The following is a 23,052-nucleotide window of genomic DNA, read 5'->3' on the forward strand; positions in this document are numbered from 1 at the left end:
TAGGACATTACCAGGCTTCAAATTGTAGAAAGCCCGAATCTAACGATTCGGGCTTTTTTACGTCTGCAGAAAAGTGATTCAGGGATTCCTTTAGAGCGAAGGACTTCTTAGTAAATAATTTATATCGATCAGCAATAATATTTAATCAATTTGAGGGATTAAATCTGACGCTAACTGCGTTAAAAACCTCATATATACAACAATTAAATAACGAATTTTTGCCCTTCTTTTATCGACTCTGCTTAGTTATTGCTCTAATCTCAATTTATGATCTGTTCAATTATGTAGTTTATAAAAATGTGACAGAACTCGTTTAGGTGAAATTAGAATAATAAGGGCTTAATAATGAGTGAAATTGATAATCATCCGCATGGTATTTTTTGTTGGTCAGAACTTTGTACACACAATTGGAAAGAAGGTAAGACGTTTTATACCTCATTATTTGATTGGGGGTATGACGACCAGCCTATTGGGGAGGGCATATATTACACCATGCTACAAAAGCAAGGTGGTGATATAGCCGCTATGTATGAAATGCCTAAAGAGCAAATTAGTGAAGGGATCCCAAGTCATTGGTTGGCTTACATTGCCGTCGATAATGTTGATGATTGTGCGCTAAAAGCTAAAGAACTAGGTGCTAAAGTTATTGCCGGTCCTCATGATGTTATGAATGCAGGACGAATGTTGATGCTAAAAGATCCTGTAGGTGCCACTGTTGCACTATGGCAGGGGAATGAGCATAGAGGTTGTAAGCACTTAGGTGAATTAAACACGCCTTATTGGCATGAGTTAGCAACCAGAAATAGTAAAGTAAGTAGAGACTTTTACTGTGCTTTACTAGGCTGGGAAAGTGAAATAAAGCCAATGGAAGGTATGAACTACACTTTATTTTTGGTTGATGGACAGCCAATTGCCGGTATGCTTGAGATGACAAGCGATTGGCCTGAAGATATTCCTGCTCATTGGATGATTTATTTTGCAGTAGAGAGCTGCGATACAGCAGTAAATAAAGCCGCTAGCCTAGGTGGACAAGTATGTGTTCCTGCAACAGATATCCCCGATGTTGGTCGTTTTAGTATTATATGCGACCCTCAAGGTGCTGTATTTTCGGTGATCGAATCTGTTATAGATGACGTTTAAACAGTTACATTAGCTTTAGCGTTAATTTACTCGCTAGTTTGTTATAATACTCGCCAATTAAATCGTCAGAAAGTGCAGAGAACGCAATGGAATTTGAACAAGATAGCAATTTAACCCTTCCTTTATTTCTATTAGATGAATCATTAAGTGATAGAGATTTAGAGCAGCCTGATTTTGAAATATCAATTGGACTTGATGATGAGTTACTTGCTCAAATTTGCCAAAATCCAAGTGAAGATAGCAGTGTAGCTATTACCGTTAGCGGTTATGAGTTGCTTATAACTGATTCTCTGTATTTAAGTATATTAGAGCAAGAGCATGATGCGCAGATAACATTAACGCATGGGCCTCTTTTAAGTATTGTTTTGAATACTGAAGGTCAAAAAACATTCGTTTCTCCTCAAATGGATATGATGCCCACCTTCGATTTAGGTGACGAGGACGAATGAAAAAAATAATAATAAGTACATTTGTATTAATTATCCTTAGTGGTTGTGCTTACTTAGGTAATGCACATTACGATGATTTATTTGGCCCTGAACAAGCGCAAGAGCGTATCGTTCCACATTCTACCCTTGCTGGAGCTGATTTTTTACAAAACGTAAAACCAGTACTCGATACCCGCTGCGTCGTTTGCCATGGTTGTTACGACGCACCTTGCCAGCTTAAGCTCTCATCCCCTGAAGGTATTGATCGAGGTTTGAGTAAAGAGCTCGTTTACGATGGAACTCGTTTATTGGCAACGACCCCAAGCCGTTTATTGTTTGATGCAACCAATACACAGCAATGGCGAGAAAAGAACTTTACGCCAGTGCTAAATGAGCGCGTACAAAGTGAAGAAGCAAACTTAGCGGGAAGTGTTTTATTTAATAGTTTAGTGTTAAAGCAAAGCTATGAATTACCAACTAATGAAGTGCTAGATGATGAATTTGATTTTTCATTAGGGCGTTCGCAAACCTGTGCAACAATGGGGGAGTTTGACCGATTAGCTGACGAGCAACCTCATGGCGGTATGCCTTATGGTTTACCTGGGGTTTCGCGCGAAGAGTTTAATCATTTACAGAACTGGCTTAAAAATGGCGGTAAAATGTCACATATTGAGCCACCAAGTAAGTATGATCAGAATAAAATAAAGGGCTGGGAAGCATTTTTAAATCAAGATAACTTAAAGTATCAGTTATCAGCACGTTATATTTATGAACATTGGTTTTTAGCACATATTTATTTTACGTCAGAGGACCCACAAAGCTTTTTTAAACTAGTTCGCTCAAGTACGCCTCCTGGTGAGGAAATAAAGTTAATTAATACGCGTCGTCCATACGATGACCCTAAAGTTAGCCGTGTTTATTATCGTTTTATGCAAGAGCGTACAACCATACTTTCTAAAACGCATTTACCACTTGAGCTTAATGAAACTAAATTACTGCGTTTGTACGAGCAGTTTATTGCGCCAGATTATACAGTTACGCAAATGCCGAGTTATGAGCCTAAGTCAGCATCTAACCCATTTAAAACTTTTGAAGTTATTCCTATTAATTCTAAATATCAATTTATGCTTGATGAAGCAGAGTTAATTATTATGGGCTTTATAAAAGGGCCTGTTTGTCGTGGTCAGATTGCTTTAAATGTCATAAATGATCACTTTTGGGTGGCATTTGCTGATCCTGATAAGGTTGCGACTCCTGCTGTAGGGGAAATGCTAATGCAACATGAAGAAGCTCTAGAACTTCCTGCCGCAGAGGAAAGTAATGCGTTACCTATTTCTAGCTGGGTTAAATATTCAGTTCGTGAGAAAAAATATTTACAGGCAAAAGTTGAGCTTGCAAACGAAATGTTCAAAGGTGGCGAGCATCTTACAACTGACTTGCTTTGGAAAGGTGATGGGCATAATAAAAATGCTGCACTGACCATTTTCCGCCACTTTGATAGTGCAACTGTTGTTAAAGGTTTTATTGGTCAAGAGCCTAAAACCACGTGGATACTTGATTATGCGTTATTTGAACGTATTCATTATTTGCTTGTGGCAGGCTTTGATGTATACGGAAATATAGGCCATCAATTGGTTACACGTTTATATATGGATTTTTTACGTTTAGAGGGAGAGCAAAACTTTTTAGCTCTATTACCTGAGCACAAGCGTAATCAAATCAAAAAGCAGTGGTATCGTAATTCACCACCTGACTTATCTAAGTTCTTTAAAAGTAACCGAGAATTTAGCCAGCCCAGTGGTATTAACTATGAAACTGATGATCCACAGCATGAACTATATACCTTGATGAAAGAAGCCTTAGCGCCAGTTTTAAGTGAAAAATACAACTACACTGAAGTGGCAAAGCCGTTAAATGTAATAAGTGAAATGCCAGCAAAAGCGGTTAACTTATTACCTCAGCTTTCTTTTATACTTGTAAAGCAAGAAGATAATAGCCATAAGGGCTACACTATTATTCATCATAATGCGCACTACAATATATCTAGTTTATTAAACGAAGATGGCCAACGTGCTTATGATGAAGATACCGCGACTATTGTTCCTGGGTTTATCGGAGATTATCCAGCAGCTATTTGGTATTTAAATAACGAGCAGCAAGTAAATGCTTTTGCCGAGCAATTGCCTATGATGCAAATAGAAGCTGATTATGGTGCATTGAAATCTAAGTTTGGTATTCGACGTACTCATCCACAGTTTTGGCAATACAGCGATATATTGCACGATACAGCTAAAAAATATCGTGGGATAGAATATGGAATGTTCGACTATAACCGTTTAGAAAATAGATAGTTAAATAGTTTTATTTTATTAGCCCAACTTTTTAGTTGGGCTTTTTTATTTAATAATCATTATTTAAGCTGCTTATTAGTTCTAAAAAATTGAGCTACACTTAAAACAAAAACAGGGCTTAGTATGTTTAAAGTTGTCGCGAATATCCGTACTCGTTACCGATGGGCATTAATAGCAATAGCACTATTAATAAGCACATCAGCATCACTTATGCAGTATTATTTTTCGGTGCAAAAATACGACGCAAAAATAATAAATATGGCTGGTAAGCAGAGAATGCTTTCTCAAAAAATAGCTTGGCATAGTAATGAGTTATTATTATCGGCAACAAATATTTCTGAGCATACTAAAGCGTTAAAGGCATCAGTCGTATCATTCAAAAAAACTCATAATTACTTACTTTCAAAAAATGCTAATGGAGAGTATCAGTACCTTACACCTAAGCTTATTAAGCTATATACGTTAGCTCCTCATAAACTAGATACCCAAGTTGCAACATATATTCAGCAAGCGGAAAATTTGCTTTATCAACAAGGCCAAGTAGATAAGCGTATATTCTCTGTAACTGAGGTTGAAGAGCTATTAAAGCAACTAGATCATGCAGTGAATTTATTTGAAGAGCAAGCTGTCCAAAAATTGAACTGGGTATCTAACCTTGAATTATTATTTTGGCTTATGGCGATGTTTTTACTACTTGTAGAGTTAAGATTTGTATTTATGCCAATGGAAAAAGAAATAGGTAACGCATTGTCTAAATACCAAAAACAAAAAGAGTTCGCTCAACAAGTGAGTCAAAATAAAGAGCATTTTATTGCCAGAGCAAGTCACGAATTTAGAACTCCTTTACAGGGTCTTATTACGTCTATTGAGGAGTTAAAGGTTTCTGATACGCAGCAAAGCGTTAAAACCCAAGCTAATTACTGCGCACTTAGGTTAATAGCTATATTAGATGAACTGCAGGACTTGCAAGCTTTAAGTACAGGTAAGTGGGTACCGCAATTTAAAAATGAAAACCTTCTAGAGTCGTGTAATAAAGTACTAATGGCTTACGAGCATGCTTGTCAGCAAAAAGGCCTGAAACTAGTTAGTTGTTTAGATGAATCATTAAATTGTGTATGTAAATTGGATCATCAACGTTTGCAGCATACGCTTACAGAATTAATCAGTAACGCTATTAAGTTTACGACAGAAGGTGAAATTACTGTCTCTGCAAAGCTTTTTAATGATGAACTTTGTGTAACTGTAAGTGATACTGGTTGTGGTTTTTCGAAAGAGATTACTGATCTTGAATTTGACTCATTTAAACAAACAAACCATTTTCAAGGATTAAGAACAGGTCTCACTCGGGTTCAGTATGTTGTAAAGGCGTTGCACGGTGAAATTACCTTCAAAAATAATGAAGCTAATGGAGCGCTGGTATCTTTGCACTTACCAATAATTGCCAGTAAAGCCCTCCCAAACCCTCATAAGATAAATGACAAACTAAAGTGTTTAGTCGTTGAAGACAATCCATTAAATACTATATTACTGACCCGCATACTTAGCTTATTAGGTTTAAGCTATAATTGCGCTGAAAACGGCAAAGTCGCGTGCGATATGGTGAGTGAAAATCAATACGATATTGTTTTTATGGACTTAAATATGCCAGTAATGGATGGGTTTGAGGCGATTAAAAAAATACGCTCTGATCTTAATAAAGTAATGCCAATTATTGTTATAACAGCAAATACTTCACAAAATGATATAGAGCGAGTTTATGAATACGGAGCTAACCTCCATATTCATAAGCCAATAAGCCAGCAAGCAATTAAAGACGCATTAAATAGTATTAGCGTTGCTAGGGCGTGTTGATCTTTGGTAGTTGAATTTGCAGCAGACTGTTTGGTTTTTAGGCAAGGCAGAGCCTATGTAGTGTGGTTATTCCCCATAAATAGGCGATAACGCAGCATAAATACCAAACATGCGCTGCCCATTGGGTTCTTTCTAGGGACGATTAACTCTTTGTTGCCTACATGGATGTAGGTAAGGGGCGTGAGCAGGACGCGGAAGCTTTACTCGGTTTTGACTTAGCCCACTAGGTTACAAACCTCGCGCTGCGATTTAATCGCCCCTAGATTGAACAAATTTCAATCCACAAAGATCAACACGCCCTAGTGAAATAAATTAATTTTGCAGATAACAAGCTTGCTAAGCTCTTTTAATATGCGTTAACTTGCTGTTTTAAGGTTTATTAGGAAAAGTTAGTGCAGTCAATTACGCTTGAGCAATTTAATGGTTACTTACAAGGGCAAGGCAAAAGTCGTTACGACATATGCAACCTAGATTGGCAAGTGAATCTAGGAGAACATTGGCTGCTTCTAGGTGCTAATGGAGCCGGTAAATCTGCACTGACAGCTGCGTTAGTTGGTGAAGCTAAGTGCGAAAGTGGTAAGCGTATAAGTAGTATTAATAAGCTTATGCTCGTGTCTTCAGATTCGCATAAACAGTTACTGGCCCAAGAATTAGAGCATGAAAAGCACACCCTCGTTAAAGACCTTATATTTGCAGAGCATAGTAATAATGGTGAGTTATTAGCGCAGCTAATAAAATTATTTAAATTTAGCTCATTACTAAATAGGCATTTTAGAGATCTTTCAACGGGTGAAACTCGTAAACTCCTACTTATTAAAGCACTCAGCTCCCATAGTGAGTTAGTCGTGCTTGACGAGCCATTTGATGGACTCGACGTACAATCTTGCCAGCAACTTAATAAAATACTTATAGAGCTTAGCCACACGATTACTTTTGTTTTTGTGCTAAACCGCTTAGACGAAATCCCTTCATTCATTACTCACTATGGTTATGTAAACCAAGGCTGCTTGTTACATACTTTAGCAAAGCCAAGTAGTGAGCAATTAAGTGACTTACTAAAACTACTTCATTTAGAGCATACTTCATTGGATGTGCCATCTCCTGACGCCGAGCAAGAGCAAAAGGCATTCACCGGTAATACCTTAGTTAAATTGAGTAATGCTAAAGTTAGTTATAGTGACGTAAGCATATTCAAAAATCTCAATTGGACTATAAAAAAGCATCAGCATTGGCAGCTTACTGGAGCGAACGGTTCAGGTAAAACATGCCTATTAAATTTAATAACAGGTGATAACCCACAGTGTTATAACAATGACATTGAAGTGTTCGGTTTTAAACGCGGAACCGGGGAGAGTATTTGGGATATAAAACAGCATATTGGTTTTATATCTAACGCGCTACATATGGATTACCGCGTAAGTATATCGGCTTTAAATACTGTTATTTCAGGTTTTTACGACAGCATAGGTTTATATCAAAAACCGAGCGACGCACAAATTAATATTGCTCAACAGTGGCTGGCATTTATTGGTTTAAGTGATAAACAAAATATCTCATTCACTCAGCTTTCGTACGGCGATCAGCGTATGTTATTAATTGTGCGGGCTATGGTAAAACATCCAACGTTACTCATTTTAGATGAACCTTGCTTAGGCTTAGATGAAGCAAACAGGCAGCGTGTACTGCTACTAATAGAGAAAATTTGTGCTGCCAATACAAGTACTGTGATTTATGTAAATCATCATGCGGCAGACAAAATTAAAGGAATAGAGAATTACTTAAAAATGGAAGACTTTCATTAAAAGCTCACAGAAAGGTTGAGCGAAAAATCACTCAACCATTTTTATTTTAAAGACGAGTAACGCTAAAGCCTTTATCTCGTAGCTGTTTAAGTAACCCGTGTTTTTCAGGTAAATGCAGAGCGCCTACGGCAATAAATAATTGCTCGTTTGCTAAACGCGGTGTGAGTTGTTTAACCCAATTATTATTGCGGTTAGTTAGCATTACTTGCTCGCTAATTTCACCATAATTACTGTCATCAAAACTCATGTTGTAGTAATCGGTTAGTGTATCCATATCCCCGTTTTTCCAGGCATTAACTAATTTGATAAAGTAAGTATTAATATCGCTGAGTTGCTCAAATGTTTCTTCAATCATTTCATTGCTTAATAGCGCCATGCCATCAAACATTTGCAGTTGTTGCTCTAGAGTTTCAAGCTCACCAATTTTTATTTTATGTTCTTTAGCGTAAGCAAGTACTTGCTTGTCTATGCCGGTTTTATCTGAATATCCTGCATTTTGAAATTCAATTTGCATCATAGTCACCATAACAGCCCAAGGCTTTAAGCCATTAAACATAGCAATATCAATCGACTTTTTAGCAAAGTAATTTTTTAGCTTGGTATAATTTTGCTTTGAAAGCTCAGTTTGTAATGTTTTACCGTCACTTAGCATCATAAATGGCATTGAGCGCTGTTGCATTTCAAGTGGTGTAAGTTTGCTTATATCAACTTCAACAATCACTTCTTTGCTTGCACTAATTGCATCGGTTACATTTTTAGGTAAGCCTTTCATGCTGGCATCACCAACGTGTACGGTGCCAAATAAGTAAGAGCTAACGCCATTTTTTTCTATCTTGTATATGGCAGGAGCTGCATAGCTGTTAAGGCTAAATGTTATAAGTAATGCCACAATAAAAAAGTGGCTAACACGGGTAAGAGCATTCATGGTTTGTCCTTAAAACCTCGAAGGTTAGTAGTGTAAATACTAACCTAAATTTACTTCAGAGGTAACGTTAATATAAACGTTAACGTATTGTTTTCGGTATTACTGGCCGTGATAGTAAAGCCATTTAAGTTACATAAGCTCTGTACAATTGATAATCCTAAACCATGGCGCTGGTTATTAGTTCTAGATGAATCTAGCTGATAGAGCGGGTCAAAAATAGCAGTGAGCTGTTCACTACTTAGTGGTTTATTTACTTTGTTACTAACAGAGATGTTCATGTTTGTGCTGTTATTTACGGCAGTTAATTTAATTGGTGCCTCAGGGAGTCCATAAAATAGTGCGTTATCGATTAAGTTACATAAAATGGTATTTAAACTAAATTCGTCAGCATTAAGTGTAAACTCGTCAGTTATCTCATTATTTAAACGCGCTTTAATACTTGGGTGCTTAAAGGTCAGCTCATCAACAATTTGATTTACTAGGTTATTTAGAATGATATTTTGTGCATTTAATTGCATTGCACTGCTACTTGAGCGCTGCAACAGTAATAGGTTGCTAACAATCGTTTTCATACGCTGTGAAATATTAAGCACATCACTGGTATAGGTGTCGCTAATGCGTTTATCGTCAGGGTAGCGAATAGCCACCTCTGAGAGGCTTATGAGTTCAGCTATTGGGGTTTTAAGCTCGTGTGCAATGTCGCTTGTTAGGCGTTTTTCATTACTATAGAGTTGCTGATTAACGGTAATAAATTTATTTAGCTCGTTACGTATAGGTTCTATTTCTTCTACTTTAAAGTCGCTTTCTATTGTTTGCGCAACACCGGTAATATCGAGTAACTTAATTTGATCGTTTAAGTTGTGTAGTGGGTGAAGGCCTTTATTTACAATCCGTGTCACTAAATAGCGCACACCAAACACACCAAGCACACAGGTTAAAATAAAGACTACATCAATAATAATCAGTACTTTATTAAGTTCGGAGGTGGGCGCTGCGATTGCAAGCGTCATGGTATTAAAAACAGAAGAGTGAGTGGGATTTCTATCATCTTTTTGGGCTACAAAGTGACTTATAAGTGCGCGGCCATCACGCCCGTTAGGAAGCTCGTAATCTATAATTTTAGATTCGTTTATCGGCATTTCTAAAAAAGGCAGGTTAGCATTTTCATAAAGCGCTAATGAGTCCGAGCGCTCAAACACATCACGGCCATGCCATAACTGGTAAAATTCCGTGGCATCGGCTGCTTCATACTCCGACATAAACTCACCAGCAAAATCAAATTCAACCACGTTGTTGTCATCTTCAACTAAGGTTTTTAAGTAGTTAGCTTTGTTAGTTAAAGACTGATTGAACTGATCTTCCACCCAAGTATCAACACTTAAATCAACGGTTAAAAATATGGTGAATAAAATAACTGAGATTACAGCGCTAATATTATTAACGAGTTTACGCTTTATTGAGTGACTTTTATTTTGTTGTTGCGACATAACCAAATCCACGTTTGTTTTTTATCGGGAGCTCGCCATTAAATTGTCTTACTTTTTTACGTATGGTTGAGATGTGTGCTTCAAGCGCATTTTTAGAGAGCATATCAAACTGACCTACCACGGCTTCACTTATAAGCTCGAGCCCTAATACTCGCTCTGGGGCATTAAATAAGCATTCTATTATTTTGTATTCATTACGCGTGAGCTCAATGGCATGTTGCTTGTAGTGAAGAGTTTTAAGTGACAGATCTAATACGCAATCACCTACGGTAAGGGTATTTTGTTGGTTTTGCAGTGAACCGCGACGAAGTAATGCAAGGACACGAGCATGGAGTTCTTCAAACGAAAATGGCTTAGTTAAATAATCGTCAGCGCCTTTCATAAGGCCGCTAATTTTATCTTGAGGCTCACTTCGTGCAGATAAAATTAGCACACGGCTTTGGCTATTACTGCTGCGCAGTGCTTGTAAAATACTCATGCCATCAACGCTCGGTAGCATTAAATCAAGTACGAGGAGGTCGTAGTTTCCACTCAGTGCCATACTCAACCCTTCTGAGCCATCACCTGTTTCATCTACGGTAAAACCAAGGTTGCTAAGGCCAACTTGCAAGCTGCGTCTTAGTGCTTCAGAGTCTTCAATTACGAGGATTTTCATGTTTACTCGGTTTATAAAAATAGCCTTGTTACTTTAACAAGGCTTTATTATCAAGTCACTGCAAGAATAATAACTAATGGTACCAGCCATTTGTGTAGGCTAAATTACCTAAGTTCGCGTGGGCTAGGGCTTTTTTAACTAGTTGCTCATCGTTTTCACATGGCACAAGCTGGTTATTGCTATACGTATAGGTGGTTGCTGGTTTTTGTGGTTGTAACACCACCACTTTATTATCGTGCATGTAAGCAAAGTTTTTGTCGTATTGCATCATTGCGCGTTGTTTGTTGTCGCTAATTGGCTTTGATAAATCATGACCTATCATTGGGTGCTTACCACTTGCGCCAATCAAAGACAGTAGAGTAACAGGAATATCGAGCTGACTGGCTAGTTGGCTATCTCGTTTATGGGTAATACCTTTACCAAAAATAACGGCCGGAATTTTAAAGTGATCAACCGGTACTAAATTCGAACCCGATACGCGCGAGTCGTGATCGGCAATAACTATAAATACGGTATCATCCCAGTAGCTCGATTTTTTAGCTTTTTTGATAAAGGTACCTAGTGCGTAATCGGCATACTTGGCAGCATTATTACGGGTTTGTTTTTGTTTGTCGTACAGCGTTATTTTATCGTCAGGAAAGTCATACGGGCTATGATTAGAGCTTGAGAATATAAGGCTAAAAAAGGGTTTGTTTTGATTTTTAAGCTTAGTAAGTTCTATGTCGGCTTGGTCGTACAAGTCTTCGTCTGATGCGCCCCACGAGCCATTAAAGTCTATTTTTTTAAAATTATTTGTATCTACGATACTTTTAAAACCGTTGCCTAAAAAGAAGCTGCGCATGTTATCAAAATGGCTTTCGCCACCATAAATAAACTGTGTGTTGTAATTTTGCTTCGCTAAAAAGTCAGCAATGGTAAAAAAATCACGTTGTGATTTATCAAGCTTAACAACCGCACGCGAAGGTGTTGGTGTAAATCCTGTAATTACCGCCTCAATACCACGAACAGAGCGTGTACCTGTTGCGTATAAATTATCAAATCCCCAGCCTTGTTTATAAAGTGCATCAATATTAGGTGTAAGCGGTAAACCGCCAAGCGTGCCTACATAACGAGCGCCTAAACTTTCTTGTAAAATAATGACTAGGTTTTTTTGCTTATCTATATTACTTGCTGCATGAAACGTTTTTGTGGGGGCGGTTGCATCATTAAATGCAGCCTGCGTATTTTGCATATTACTGCGCACAATACTAAGTAATTCATCGGTAGGCATTTTGCCATAATAGTCTTGGCTTGATTGCTCGTTAGAGAGTTGCTTAACTGCAAATGCGACGCTATAAAGTGAGTTAAGGGTTAAGTCGTTAAGTAAATGATCGGTAGAAAACGAGACCATGGCGGGGTTAAGTGGTCTGTGCCCTAATGAGTTACGCGCGCCCAAAATAGTTAAGCATACTAAAACGAGCGCTAAAATTGATTGGTTTAAGCTTGTTAGTGATGACGTACTTTGCCATTGATTGCCAAATACTTTACCTGCAAATTTACAGCTTAAAATAAGTGCTATAACAGCAATAAATACTTCTAACTTATAGCCTGAAAAAATCATTTTTGAGACTTCTTTAGGGTAAATTAAATATTCTATAAATAAGCGGTTTGGGCGTAAATCGTATTCGTTTATAAATGTAGGCGTAATCACTTCAAAAAAAACAAGTAAAGCAGACATTCCCACTAAATAAATTTTAATGAGGCCGCGTACTTTATTTTGCCAACCTACGCTTTGCATCAGTAAGGTAAGTAGTAATGCGGGCATAATAATGTAGCTTAAAGTGGCTATATCAACTCTTAAACCACCTATAAATATAGACAACCACGCATGCGATCCAAATACACGCTCCCCTTGCCATACACTTAAACCAAAGCGAGCAAGTGTTAAAAAACTAAGTGCTAAAACAGCAAATACAACAAAAATCCATACAGGGCCAAGTGCATTTTGTATTTTAGGTATTACTTTAAATATTAGCCTCGTTATTTTAGGTATAAAAGTTAGCTTTATGCCCATAACACAGCCCACCAAATAAGTGCGGCAATTAGCATAGCTATAAACACGCTTGCAGAGGCAATATCTTTAGCGAGCCCTGAAAGCTCATGGTATTCACTGCCAATTCTATCAACTACAACCTCAACTGCCGTATTTACCAGCTCAGCAAATAATACAAAAAGCAGGCTGGCACTAAGTAATAACTTGTCGCTTAGTGCAATTTCTTGTAGCCATACAAACACACCGAGTAGCGAAAACAGTGCTAACTCTTGTTGAAACGCCGCTTCAAATCGACTCATCCATTTTAAGCCGTTAAAAGAATGGCTTAAGGTAAAAATAAGGCGCATTAAGCCTTGGCGTTTTATAACGGTTTTATTACTCATATTTTTATTTCGCTTGGTGTTGTTTGGCAGCTAGCAAGTAAATCGAGCGATGCCTGATACGTTTTGCTTTTAATGCCAATTAAATTTAAAAGGGTGTGAAAAATATTGTTGTGTGAGCGTGCAGCAGTGGTGTCTAAATTAGCTAAACAGGTATTAGTAATGCGCTGGTTATGCTCATCAGCCCAGATATAAAGAGGAACGTGCGTTTGTGTGCTAGGTGCAAAGCTATACGGAAAACCATGTAAATAAGCCCCGGCTTCGCCAAGTGATTCACCATGATCAGAGACATATAAAAACTGCTTATCTATATTGTTTGGCAGCGCTTTTAATTGCTCAATTACCTGGGCGTTAACAAAGTCGCTGTACGCAATTGTGTTGTCGTAGGTATTAACTAATTCATCGAGTGAGCAGTTTTGAATGTCGCTTCTGTCGCACGTGGGCGTAAATTGCTTAAATTTTTCTGGGTAGCGTTTAAAGTAGGTTGGTCCGTGTGAGCCCATCATATGTAGGACGATAACGGTGTTAGCTTGGTTTAAATTAGCGAGTTTGCGCTTAAGTGGAGCAATAAGCACTTCATCAAAACAATATTTTCCATCGCAAAGCGTTGATGGGGTGGTTGGTATATCAATATTAACAACACGTGTGCATACGTTTTTACAGCCGCTGTTATTATCAACCCACAATACATCGCTGCCAGCTTGTTGTGCTAAGTCAATCAGGTTTTGTTGGTTGTCAGCTGCTAATCGATCAAAGTTATCTTGTGTTTGCAGTGAAAACATACACGGCACAGACACAGCAGTAGCGGTGCCACAAGACGCCACATTATTGAAATACGTCACATTGTACTTTTGTGTGTAAGAATTTGTGTTGCGCTTATAACCTTGGTAAGCAAAGTTTTCTGCTCGTGCGGTTTCGCCAACAACTATAACTGTTACGCTGGTGGTATTAGGCGCAATTAGGGTGGGTGCTGCATCTATGTTTTTAAATTCTATATTGGTGTACAGCAGTTGATCGCGCATATATTTATAACCGCTAGAGAGATACTGAAACGGAATAATTTCTTTTTTCAAAATGCGGTTGTTACGTCCAGTGGCTGCGTAATCGGCGTAAAAGTTAGCGACCACTAAAGCAATTAGCGTTAAGCAGGCAATAATAAGTTTTATGCGGCTAATCGCTTCTTGATGAGGGCGAGTAAAGTGTATTTTTACTTTGCTTAATATAAAAACAGGTAGCGCACAAAAAAGTAGTAAAAAGGCTATGAGCTGCGGGTTTAAATAGCTCAGCGCTTCGCTTGAATCTGTTTCGAACGTGTTTTGAATCATTGAATAGTCAAACACAACACCGTAATTTAATGAGCCGTAAAGCACGGCGCTAGAAATTATCAGTAAAAGATAGTTAACTGGTTTTAATAACCATCTAACCGACACTATCGAAAAGAAAATAATTAAAAGGCATAGCAAAAGTAGTGGGACTGAAAGTAAAAATAGCCATGAAAAAGATGCAAGAGAGGTTATGGCGCTAAACGAACCTTGAATAAAAGGAATGTTTATAACTAAACAGTAATAACAGGCAATCATCACTACAAAGGCATTTGCACTACAGTGAATGTAAAACCGTTTACTACGATTTGGCTTTTTTTGTGCTGGTGTTTGACTAATTACGTTCATATTTAGGCTCGTTTAAAATAACAACGCCATGCTATGCAACAACACTTAAGAGTCGCTTAAGAGAACCTACGCATTACCTGAAGGTGATAAATAATTTTATTTATAAAAATATTCTTAAAAATTAATCAAACCTTAAATAAGGGATATAAGAATAGTGAATTTCTGAGATTAAAATTAGAGCATAAAAAAACCACTACTAGCTTGTATAATGAATTTTAAAACCTGATAAATTGCCTTTTAGTCTTTTTGTTAGATTAACTTTGGTGTTGACTTAAAGGGCCTAGCGCGGTACTAATATAAAAAGAGAGCGAAGGAATAACCTTCGCGATAATTGAACAAAATTTGGTATTAATTACATGCTTACAAACGCACTTAACCTAGTCCTGATTATTATCGTGGTGATTATTCCCGCGAGGGCTTCGTAGTGCTTTAAAAACTTAAGCATTAAAAAAGCCCTCCGCACTTAACCGTTCGGAGGGCTTTTTAGTTTTAAGGGCAAAGTTTTTAGCGTAAAAATGTAATTGGGTTGTCACTGAGGAATGAGGGTTTATTAATGACAGGCGCAGAACTAACAATCGACTTATTGGCCAAACACGGCGTAAATGAAGTATTTGGCTACCCAGGCGGAGCTATTATGCCAATTTACGATGCGCTGTATGGCGCGCCAGTCAAACACTACCTTACTCGTCATGAGCAAGGTGCAGGGTTTGCAGCTGTTGGTTATGCTCGCAGCACGCGTAAATTAGGTGTGTGTTTTGCAACATCGGGCCCAGGTGCAACTAACTTAATAACTGCCCTTGCTGATGCGATGATGGACTCAGTACCATTATTGGCGATCACCGGCCAAGTGCCTACTGCAGCTATTGGTTCAGATGCGTTTCAAGAAATAGATGTACTAGGTATGTCGCTTTCGTGTACTAAGCACAGCTACATGGTAGAACGAGCGGAAGACTTAGCAGAGATATTACAAGAAGCTATTCATTTAGCGCAAAGCGGCCGACCAGGTCCTGTACTTGTCGATATCCCAAAAGATATTCAAATGGCGCAAGTACCTTTTAAGCCTTGGCTTGCAGCTGATGAATACTTACCTGAGTTAGATTTAAAGCAAGTTGCTATTGCTAATCAATTGTTGAGTGAGGCTAAACAGCCTGTAGCGTACGTAGGCGGTGGTGTACAAGCCGCTGATGCGCAAGACGAGTTAATGCAGTTTTTAAATAAAACCCAGATGCCTGCTGTATCAACACTAAAAGCATTAGGCAGTGTGTTACCTGACTACGAGCATTACTTAGGCATGCTAGGTATGCATGGTGGTCAAGCCGCTAATATTGCCGTGCAAGAATGTGATGTACTTGTGTGTATAGGTGCGCGCTTTGATGACCGCGTAACGGGTAACTTAGCTAAATTTGCAGCTAAAGCTAAAGTAATTCATTTAGATATTGATGCCGCTGAAGTAGGTAAGCGAAAACCTGCTAAAGCTTCACTAATTGCTGATTTAAAAACGTCGTTACCTGCACTTGAGTGCTTTGTAACACCTAAAGCGTGGTGTGACACAAATAAAGAAATGAATATTAAGCACGCGTGGCGTTACGACTACCCAGGTGAGAAGGTTTACGCACCGTACTTATTAAACCAACTGAGCCAACGCATGCCAAAAACAGGCGTTGTGTGTTGCGATGTTGGTCAGCACCAAATGTGGGTAGCACAACACATGAAGTTTACTCACCCGAGTAATCATTTAAGCAGCGGTGGTGCAGGTACAATGGGCTTTGGTCTACCTGCGGCTATTGGCGCGCAAGTAGCACGCCCTGATGACTTTGTTATCACTGTATCGGGCGATGGCTCAATAATGATGAATATTCAAGAATTGGCCACGATTCGCCGTAATAATTTACCTGTAAAAATATTAATTTTAGATAACCAGCGTTTAGGGATGGTTCGCCAATGGCAGGAACTGTTTTTTGAAGGACGTTACTCTGAAACTAACCTTTCGGATAACCCAGACTTTGTGCAACTAGCTGCTGTATTTGGTATTCCAGGGCAAACAATTACCCACGCTAACCAAGTTGATGATGCTATTACAGCATTAGTTAACAGCAAAGGCCCGTACATAGTACATGCCTGTATTGATGATAAAGAAAATGTTTGGCCACTTGTACCACCTGGGGCTGCTAACGACGAAATGATGACGGAGAAAGCAAAATGAAACACAGCCTAACTATTGCATTAAAAAGCCAAAGTATAGCGGTAGAGCGCTTTTTACGAGTGGTGCGTCATCGTGGTTTTAACCTAACGCATTTTCAGCTCAATATGGATGATGGCTTATACAACGTAGCCATGACGGTAGATAGTGATAAACCTATTCACCTATTAACCAGCCAGCTAAACAAGCTGGTGGATGTAAAAGAAGTCACTTTACAAAATTTACAGCACCAACAGGCTGTGTAATTACGAATTACAAAATAATTTACGAGTAACTGAGTCACTAGGTTATTCACCAATTTTAGAATGAGGAATGCCCGCTTATATTGCGGCAAAAACTGAGGTAACTATGGCTAAATTAAGAAGTGCAACAACAACTGAAGGACGTAAACGTGCAGGCGCAAGAGCATTATGGCGCGCAACAGGTATGACAGACTCTGATTTTGGTAAACCGATTATTGCCGTAGTTAACTCGTTTACACAATTTGTACCAGGGCATGTACACCTTAATCAGCTTAGTGAGCTTATGGGTGAGACAATAACCCAAGCCGGCGGCGTTCCAAAAGAATTTAATACCATTGCGATTGATGATGGTATTGCGATGGGACACGGCGGTATGCTTTATTCGCTGCCTTCACGCGATTTAATTGCTGATTCGGTTGAATACATGGTAAATGGTCACTGCGCCGATGCGATGATCTGTATTTCAAACTGCGACAAAATCACCCCTGGGATGATGCTCGCAGCGCTACGTTTAAACATTCCGGTAATATTTGTATCGGGCGGTCCAATGGAGGCAGGTAAAACTAAACTTGCTAACATCGACATTAAGCTTGATTTAGTTGATGCCATGGTTAAAGGTGCAGATGAATCGGTAAGTGATGCAGATTCAGAGCAAGTAGAGCGCTCTGCATGTCCTACATGTGGTTCGTGCTCAGGTATGTTTACTGCAAACTCAATGAACTGTTTGTTAGAGGCAATAGGTTTAGCACTGCCGGGTAACGGTACCACGCTTGCCACCCATAAAGACCGTAAACAACTGTATGTTGAAGCGGGTGCTCGTATTGTTGATTTATGTCGTGAGTATTATCAAAAAGATAATCAAGATGTATTGCCCCGCGCTATCGCTAACAAAACAGCCTTTATGAATGCAATGGTTGTTGATATTGCAATGGGCGGCTCGTCAAATACCGTATTACATTTGCTTGCTGCAGCGCAAGAGGCCGGCGTTGATTTTGATATGTCGCACATTGATGCTTTATCTCGTAAAACACCGTTTTTATGTAAAGTTGCACCAGCAACACCAGAGTACCATATTGAAGATGTCCACCGTGCAGGTGGCATGATGGCTGTTGTACGCGAGCTTGGTAAAGCGGGCTTAGTTGATATGTCAGTGAATCATGTCGCAGGGTCAACAATGGCTGAGCTTGTTAAAAAATGGGATGCAACTGACCCAACTAACGAAGTAGCGCGCAAATTTTATCGTGCGGGTCCTGCGGGCATTCGTACTACTAAAGCAATGAGCCAAGAGTGTCGTTGGGATGAAGGTGATAATGACCGCGTGAATGGGTGTATTCGAAGCGTTGAACACGCTTTTCGCCAAGATGGTGGCTTAGCTGTGCTTTCGGGTAATTTAGCGGTTGATGGTTGTGTTGTAAAAAGTGCTGGCGTAGTTGATGAAATGCTACATTTTGAAGGCACCGCCATTGTATACGAATCACAAGATGATTCAGTAGAAGGGATTTTAAATAACGAAGTAAAAGCCGGCGATGTTGTTGTTATTCGTTATGAAGGCCCTAGAGGCGGCCCAGGTATGCAAGAAATGCTATATCCAACGAGTTACTTAAAATCTAAAGGCTTAGCTGAAAAGTGTGCTCTTATTACTGATGGTCGCTTTTCGGGTGGTACTTCGGGTTTATCAATTGGCCATGTATCGCCAGAAGCGGCGAGTGGTGGTGCAATCGCTTATGTTGAAAATGGCGACAAAATCATTATTGATATCGCAACACGTGAAATCACATTAGCGCTAAGCGATGAAGAACTTGAGGCACGAAAACAAAAGCAATTAGCACGCGGAAAAATGGCGTACAAGCCAGTTGATCGTGAGCGCTATGTCTCGTCTGCTTTAAAGGCTTATGCATTACTTGCAACAAGTGCTGATAAAGGCGCTGTGCGCGACTTAGCTAAATTGGAGGCGCTTAGTTAATTATGGTCTCTCAAGAGCTCGATTATTTTCGCGCTATTATTCAAGCAAACATGGAGCCTTTAGCTAAAGTTACTGAGGTTAGCGAAATGGCTGAACTCAGTAAAAAGCTAGGTAACCATGTTTGGTTAAAGCGTGAAGACCAACAGCCCGTGTATTCATTTAAGTTACGCGGTGCGTATAACAAATTAAATAAATTACCTAAAGGCTCAGTGGTTATTACTGCTTCTGCGGGTAATCATGCTCAAGGGGTTGCATTGAGTGCATCTCACCTTGGGCATCAAGCAACTATTGTAATGCCAGTAACAACGCCTGAAATAAAAGTCAGCGCAGTGCGCGCACTTGGCGGTGAAGTTGTATTACATGGCCATCATTTTGATGCAGCAAAAGCATATGCGCTTGAGCTTACAGAGCAGCGTAACGGTATATTTGTCCCGCCATTTGACGATCCGGATGTCATTGTTGGTCAAGGCACTGTAGCACGCGAGTTAATGCAGCAATTAAACGAGCTTGATGCTGTGTTTATTCCTGTTGGCGGCGGCGGTTTACTTGCTGGTATGGCGGTTTATATTAAATCGCTGCGTCCAGATATAAAAGTAATTGGCGTAGAAGCTGACGAAAGTGCGTGTTTACAAGCAGCACTTGAAGCCGGTAAGCCAGTAGAGCTTGATCGCGTTGGTAGTTTTGCCGATGGCGTAGCGGTTAAAATTATTGGCACTGAAACATTTCGTTTAGCGCAAAAGTTTTGCGATGAAGTTGTAACCGTTACTAGCGATGAAATATGTGCAGCCATGCAGGATATTTTTGTATCTACGCGTGCAATTGCAGAGCCATCAGGTGCACTTGCAACGGCTGGGCTTAAAAAGTGGAGTCAGCAGTCGGGGTTAAAAGGACTACATTTAGCGGCTGTGCTTTCGGGTGCTAATTTAAACTTTGATCGCCTGCGTTATGTAGCAGAGCGCACTGCGCTGGGTGAAAAAAACGAAGCGCTATTAGCGGTTACTATTAAAGAAGAAAAAGGCAGCTTTAAACAGTTTTGTGCTTCTTTAGGTGGCCGTGCTATTACTGAATTTAACTACCGTTATGCAGGACCTGGTGAGGCGCAAATATTTGTAGGTATTGCACTTCGCCAAGGCGAGCAAGAGCTCAATGAGTTAAAACAAGACTTAACAAATAACGATTATCAATTTTGCGATTTGTCGGATAACGAACTCGCTAAATTACATGTGCGTTATATGGTTGGCGGAAAAGCACCAGAGCAATTACATGAACGTTTATTGCGTTTTGAATTTCCTGAGTATCCGGGTGCGCTTGCACGCTTTTTAGATACTTTAGGCAGCAATTGGAACATTACCTTATTTCATTATCGTAATCACGGTGGTTCGATGGGGAATGTATTGGCAGGTTTTGCTATTGAGCCGAGTCAGTATGAAATGTTTAACGAGCATTTGAATCGCTTAGGTTACAGTGTACAAGATGAAACACAAAATCCGTGTTTTACCCAATTTTTAACATCAAAACCGCAAGCAGAAAAAGCCGAAAAACTCGCCTCAGTATAACCCTTCTTTAAAGGCAGGCACCTAACTAGGGTGCTTGCTTTATTACACGTTTTACATATAGTTACAGGTAATCGTCATACTTTTTGAGGACACCTATTTGCTATTTAAAGGATTAATCATTGGATTGTGCTTTTTTTGCAGCCATATCGCGGCGCAAGAATCAGTCACATTACAGCTAAAATGGACACATCAGTTTCAGTTTGCTGGCTACTATATGGCTAAGCAAAAAGGCTTTTATAATGAAGCGGGCCTTGATGTAACTATTAAACAAGCTAATCCAATGAAACCTGATACCTTTGGTCCTGTGGCCAGTGGCGAAGCACAATTTGGTGTAGGGCATTCCGGTATTTTACAGCAACGTATTAATGGTCAGCCTTTTGTTGCAATGGCAGCCTTATTGCAGTTTTCACCTTATTGCTGGATGGTAAAAGACACGTCTGATATTTTTCACCCTCGTGACTTTGTTAATAAACGTATCACTGCTGTGAGCAAAAATGACGGCACCGAGCTACTTATTATGCTTAAACGCAGTGGCGTTGATGTAGATAAACTCAAAGTTTACAATGGCGAAAATTTTAACCAGGCTTGGATTGAAAACAAGCTAGATGCTATGCAAGTTTATGTTACTACAGAGCCTTATTATATGACTCAACAAGGCGTAGCTCATCGGCTTGTTTGCCCACAGCGTTATGGTATGGATGTATATAGCGACATTTTATTTACCAGCGAAAACATGCTTAAGCAAAATCCACAAACGGTCGAAAAATTCTACCAAGCGAGCCTAAAAGGTTGGCGCTATGCAATGATGAATATGGATGAAGCAATTGCAGTCACCCAGCAAAACTATGCACCGAGTAAGAGCTTTCATCAGCTCGCCTTTGAGGCTGAAGTACTAAAAAGTTATATAACCCCACCCACTACCAGTTTAGGGCATATGTCGATAGCAAAGTGGCGTTTAATTGCTGACTTATATGGCATACAGCAAAACGAATTTGACGAAGTGAAATCTCACTTTATTTATAAATACCAAGAGCCAGAAAAGATGCAATTATCATGGATGCTTATAGCAGCTATTTTGGTGAGTATTATTTCAATACCTTTGTATTTACGGCTGATTTTTAGCCAAAAATAACTGCTTAATGAGAGCTCACTGAGCTGATATAATTAATTGTCTTTTTATTTTTTAAGCTGTTATGACTTTAGCCGAGCAATTTTTTGCACTTGATTCACTTTTGATGCGCCATCGTCAGTATTGGCAGTGCACCGCATTTGATTTTGACACTATTCCTTGGCCAGAGCTGCAAGGCATACTTAACGAACTAACTGATGATCAGGTAACCGTTCTTGATAACGATCAAAATCAGCTATACCAATTTTTTAGCCAACACATAAACCAACCTGATGAACTTGCTAAGCTATGTGACTTACCTAGCTCTGCACACTCTCGAGCTGATTATCCGTTTTGGATAAGTAACGGCATTAAAGGTCGTAAGTTTGATCAGTTACAAGACTTTGTATCTGCACTACCTAATACTAAGCAACCAGTTTTAGAGTGGTGTGCGGGTAAAGGACACTTAGGGCGAATGCTTGCTTTTAATGGCGCAAGTGATGTGCATAGTATTGAACTGCAACAAAGCTTATGCGAGCAAGGACAAAAAAGTGCACAGCAACAAGGCTTGGCAATGCACTTTAGCCAAGCAGATGTATTAAAAGAGGATATCACTCAATTTTTTAATGCTGATATGCATGCCGTAGCGCTACACGCATGTGGTGGTTTGCACCAAGCATTTATGCGCCAAGCAAGTTTAGCGAAAGTACAGCAAATTAGCTTTTCACCTTGTTGCTATCATTTATTTACGGCTAATGAGTACCGTGTAATGAGTGAGGTTGCAAACCAAAGTGAGCTTAACCTAACGCATCGCGATTTAAAGCTCGCATTACAAGAAACCGTTACAGCGCCTTCTCGTCTGGAAAAAGTACGTAAAACAGAACTAGAATGGCGACTTGGTTTTGACGCACTTAGAAAATCGATTACTGGCGAGCAATATTATGTAAGCGTACCTTCGGTTAACAAAGCTATATTCTCAGATTCGTTTAAATCATTTTGTGCATGGGCTGCAGAAAAAAAGGCAATAAACCTACCTCAAGATACTGATTATAATAAATATTTAGATATTGGGGTTGCTCGAAAAAAAATAACTGACCGAGTTGAACTGGTTCGACATGTGTTCAGAAGAGCAATTGAAGTTTGGCTTGTGCTCGATCGTGCTTTATATTTGCAACAGCAAGGCTATCAAGTAAGCGTTAAAACGTTTTGTGAAAAGCAGTTAACGCCTCGTAATATTTTGATTCTTGCTAATATCCATTAAA

At 39.3% G+C, this 23,052-nt stretch carries 17 protein-coding genes; 11 read left to right on the forward strand and 6 right to left on the reverse strand.

The features are described 5' to 3' along the window. The first annotated feature begins 345 nt into the window (after window positions 1–345). From AAEY68_RS06155 to AAEY68_RS06175, 5 genes are all read left to right on the forward strand, one after another. Window positions 346–1,140: a VOC family protein gene (locus tag AAEY68_RS06155; RefSeq protein ID WP_024594404.1), complete on the forward strand. Its 795-nt coding sequence runs from the start codon at window positions 346–348 to the stop codon at window positions 1,138–1,140. 86 nt (window positions 1,141–1,226) lie between these two features. After that, window positions 1,227–1,589: a hypothetical protein gene (locus AAEY68_RS06160; protein WP_024591417.1), complete on the forward strand. Its 363-nt coding sequence runs from the start codon at window positions 1,227–1,229 to the stop codon at window positions 1,587–1,589. After that, on the forward strand, window positions 1,586–3,919 hold the full coding sequence (locus AAEY68_RS06165) for a fatty acid cis/trans isomerase (protein ID WP_024594405.1): 2,334 nt from the start codon (window positions 1,586–1,588) through the stop codon (window positions 3,917–3,919). The genes AAEY68_RS06160 and AAEY68_RS06165 overlap by 4 nt, the downstream gene beginning before the upstream one ends. A 123-nt stretch (window positions 3,920–4,042) precedes the next feature. After that, entirely contained in the window at window positions 4,043–5,770 is a 1,728-nt protein-coding gene (locus AAEY68_RS06170) for a response regulator (protein ID WP_024594406.1), read from the forward strand. A gap of 392 nt (window positions 5,771–6,162) precedes the next feature. Beyond that, window positions 6,163–7,572 (forward strand): ATP-binding cassette domain-containing protein, encoded by a 1,410-nt coding sequence (locus AAEY68_RS06175; RefSeq protein WP_024594407.1) that lies wholly within the window; start codon window positions 6,163–6,165, stop codon window positions 7,570–7,572. Window positions 7,573–7,618: 46 nt separating this feature from the next. Here AAEY68_RS06175 and AAEY68_RS06180 read toward each other — a convergent pair whose 3' ends face one another. The 6 genes from AAEY68_RS06180 to AAEY68_RS06205 form a co-directional block, all read right to left on the reverse strand. Further along, window positions 7,619–8,497 (reverse strand): TraB/GumN family protein, encoded by an 879-nt coding sequence (locus AAEY68_RS06180; RefSeq protein WP_007582127.1) that lies wholly within the window; start codon window positions 8,495–8,497, stop codon window positions 7,619–7,621. Between the two features lie 50 nt (window positions 8,498–8,547). Further along, complete coding sequence (locus tag AAEY68_RS06185; RefSeq protein WP_024594408.1) at window positions 8,548–9,984, reverse strand: sensor histidine kinase; 1,437 nt, start codon at window positions 9,982–9,984, stop codon at window positions 8,548–8,550. Next, entirely contained in the window at window positions 9,965–10,639 is a 675-nt protein-coding gene (locus AAEY68_RS06190; RefSeq protein ID WP_024594409.1) for a response regulator transcription factor, read from the reverse strand. The genes AAEY68_RS06185 and AAEY68_RS06190 overlap by 20 nt, the downstream gene beginning before the upstream one ends. 73 nt (window positions 10,640–10,712) lie before the next feature. Next, on the reverse strand, window positions 10,713–12,692 hold the full coding sequence (locus AAEY68_RS06195) for an LTA synthase family protein (RefSeq protein ID WP_350585686.1): 1,980 nt from the start codon (window positions 12,690–12,692) through the stop codon (window positions 10,713–10,715). After that, window positions 12,683–13,054 carry a diacylglycerol kinase gene (locus tag AAEY68_RS06200; protein ID WP_024591426.1) on the reverse strand — a complete coding sequence of 124 codons (372 nt, stop codon included), beginning with the start codon at window positions 13,052–13,054 and terminating at the stop codon, window positions 12,683–12,685. The genes AAEY68_RS06195 and AAEY68_RS06200 overlap by 10 nt, the downstream gene beginning before the upstream one ends. Continuing rightward, window positions 13,051–14,721, reverse strand: coding sequence for a phosphoethanolamine transferase (locus AAEY68_RS06205; RefSeq protein ID WP_024594411.1), 1,671 nt, complete (start codon window positions 14,719–14,721; stop codon window positions 13,051–13,053). Before AAEY68_RS06205 ends, AAEY68_RS06200 begins: the two co-directional genes overlap by 4 nt. Before the next feature lie 553 nt (window positions 14,722–15,274). Here AAEY68_RS06205 and ilvG point away from each other — a divergent pair. From ilvG to AAEY68_RS06235, 6 genes are all read left to right on the forward strand, one after another. Continuing rightward, window positions 15,275–16,924 carry an acetolactate synthase 2 catalytic subunit gene (gene ilvG, locus AAEY68_RS06210; protein ID WP_007582116.1) on the forward strand — a complete coding sequence of 550 codons (1,650 nt, stop codon included), beginning with the start codon at window positions 15,275–15,277 and terminating at the stop codon, window positions 16,922–16,924. Beyond that, entirely contained in the window at window positions 16,921–17,166 is a 246-nt protein-coding gene (gene ilvM, locus AAEY68_RS06215; protein ID WP_010553831.1) for an acetolactate synthase 2 small subunit, read from the forward strand. Before ilvG ends, ilvM begins: the two co-directional genes overlap by 4 nt. 103 nt (window positions 17,167–17,269) lie before the next feature. Beyond that, complete coding sequence (gene ilvD, locus AAEY68_RS06220) at window positions 17,270–19,126, forward strand: dihydroxy-acid dehydratase (protein ID WP_010553830.1); 1,857 nt, start codon at window positions 17,270–17,272, stop codon at window positions 19,124–19,126. Window positions 19,127–19,128: 2 nt separating this feature from the next. Further along, window positions 19,129–20,682 (forward strand): threonine ammonia-lyase, biosynthetic, encoded by a 1,554-nt coding sequence (gene ilvA / locus AAEY68_RS06225; protein WP_007582109.1) that lies wholly within the window; start codon window positions 19,129–19,131, stop codon window positions 20,680–20,682. 97 nt (window positions 20,683–20,779) lie between these two features. Then, complete coding sequence (locus tag AAEY68_RS06230) at window positions 20,780–21,814, forward strand: ABC transporter substrate-binding protein (protein ID WP_024594413.1); 1,035 nt, start codon at window positions 20,780–20,782, stop codon at window positions 21,812–21,814. Between the two features lie 61 nt (window positions 21,815–21,875). Then, window positions 21,876–23,051 (forward strand): methyltransferase, encoded by a 1,176-nt coding sequence (locus tag AAEY68_RS06235; RefSeq protein WP_024594414.1) that lies wholly within the window; start codon window positions 21,876–21,878, stop codon window positions 23,049–23,051. Window position 23,052 lies beyond the last annotated feature (1 nt).

The organism is Pseudoalteromonas sp. RB2-MNA-CIBAN-0110, from assembly GCF_040309305.1.
In the GTDB taxonomy this organism is placed as follows: Bacteria; Pseudomonadota; Gammaproteobacteria; order Enterobacterales; family Alteromonadaceae; genus Pseudoalteromonas; species Pseudoalteromonas arctica.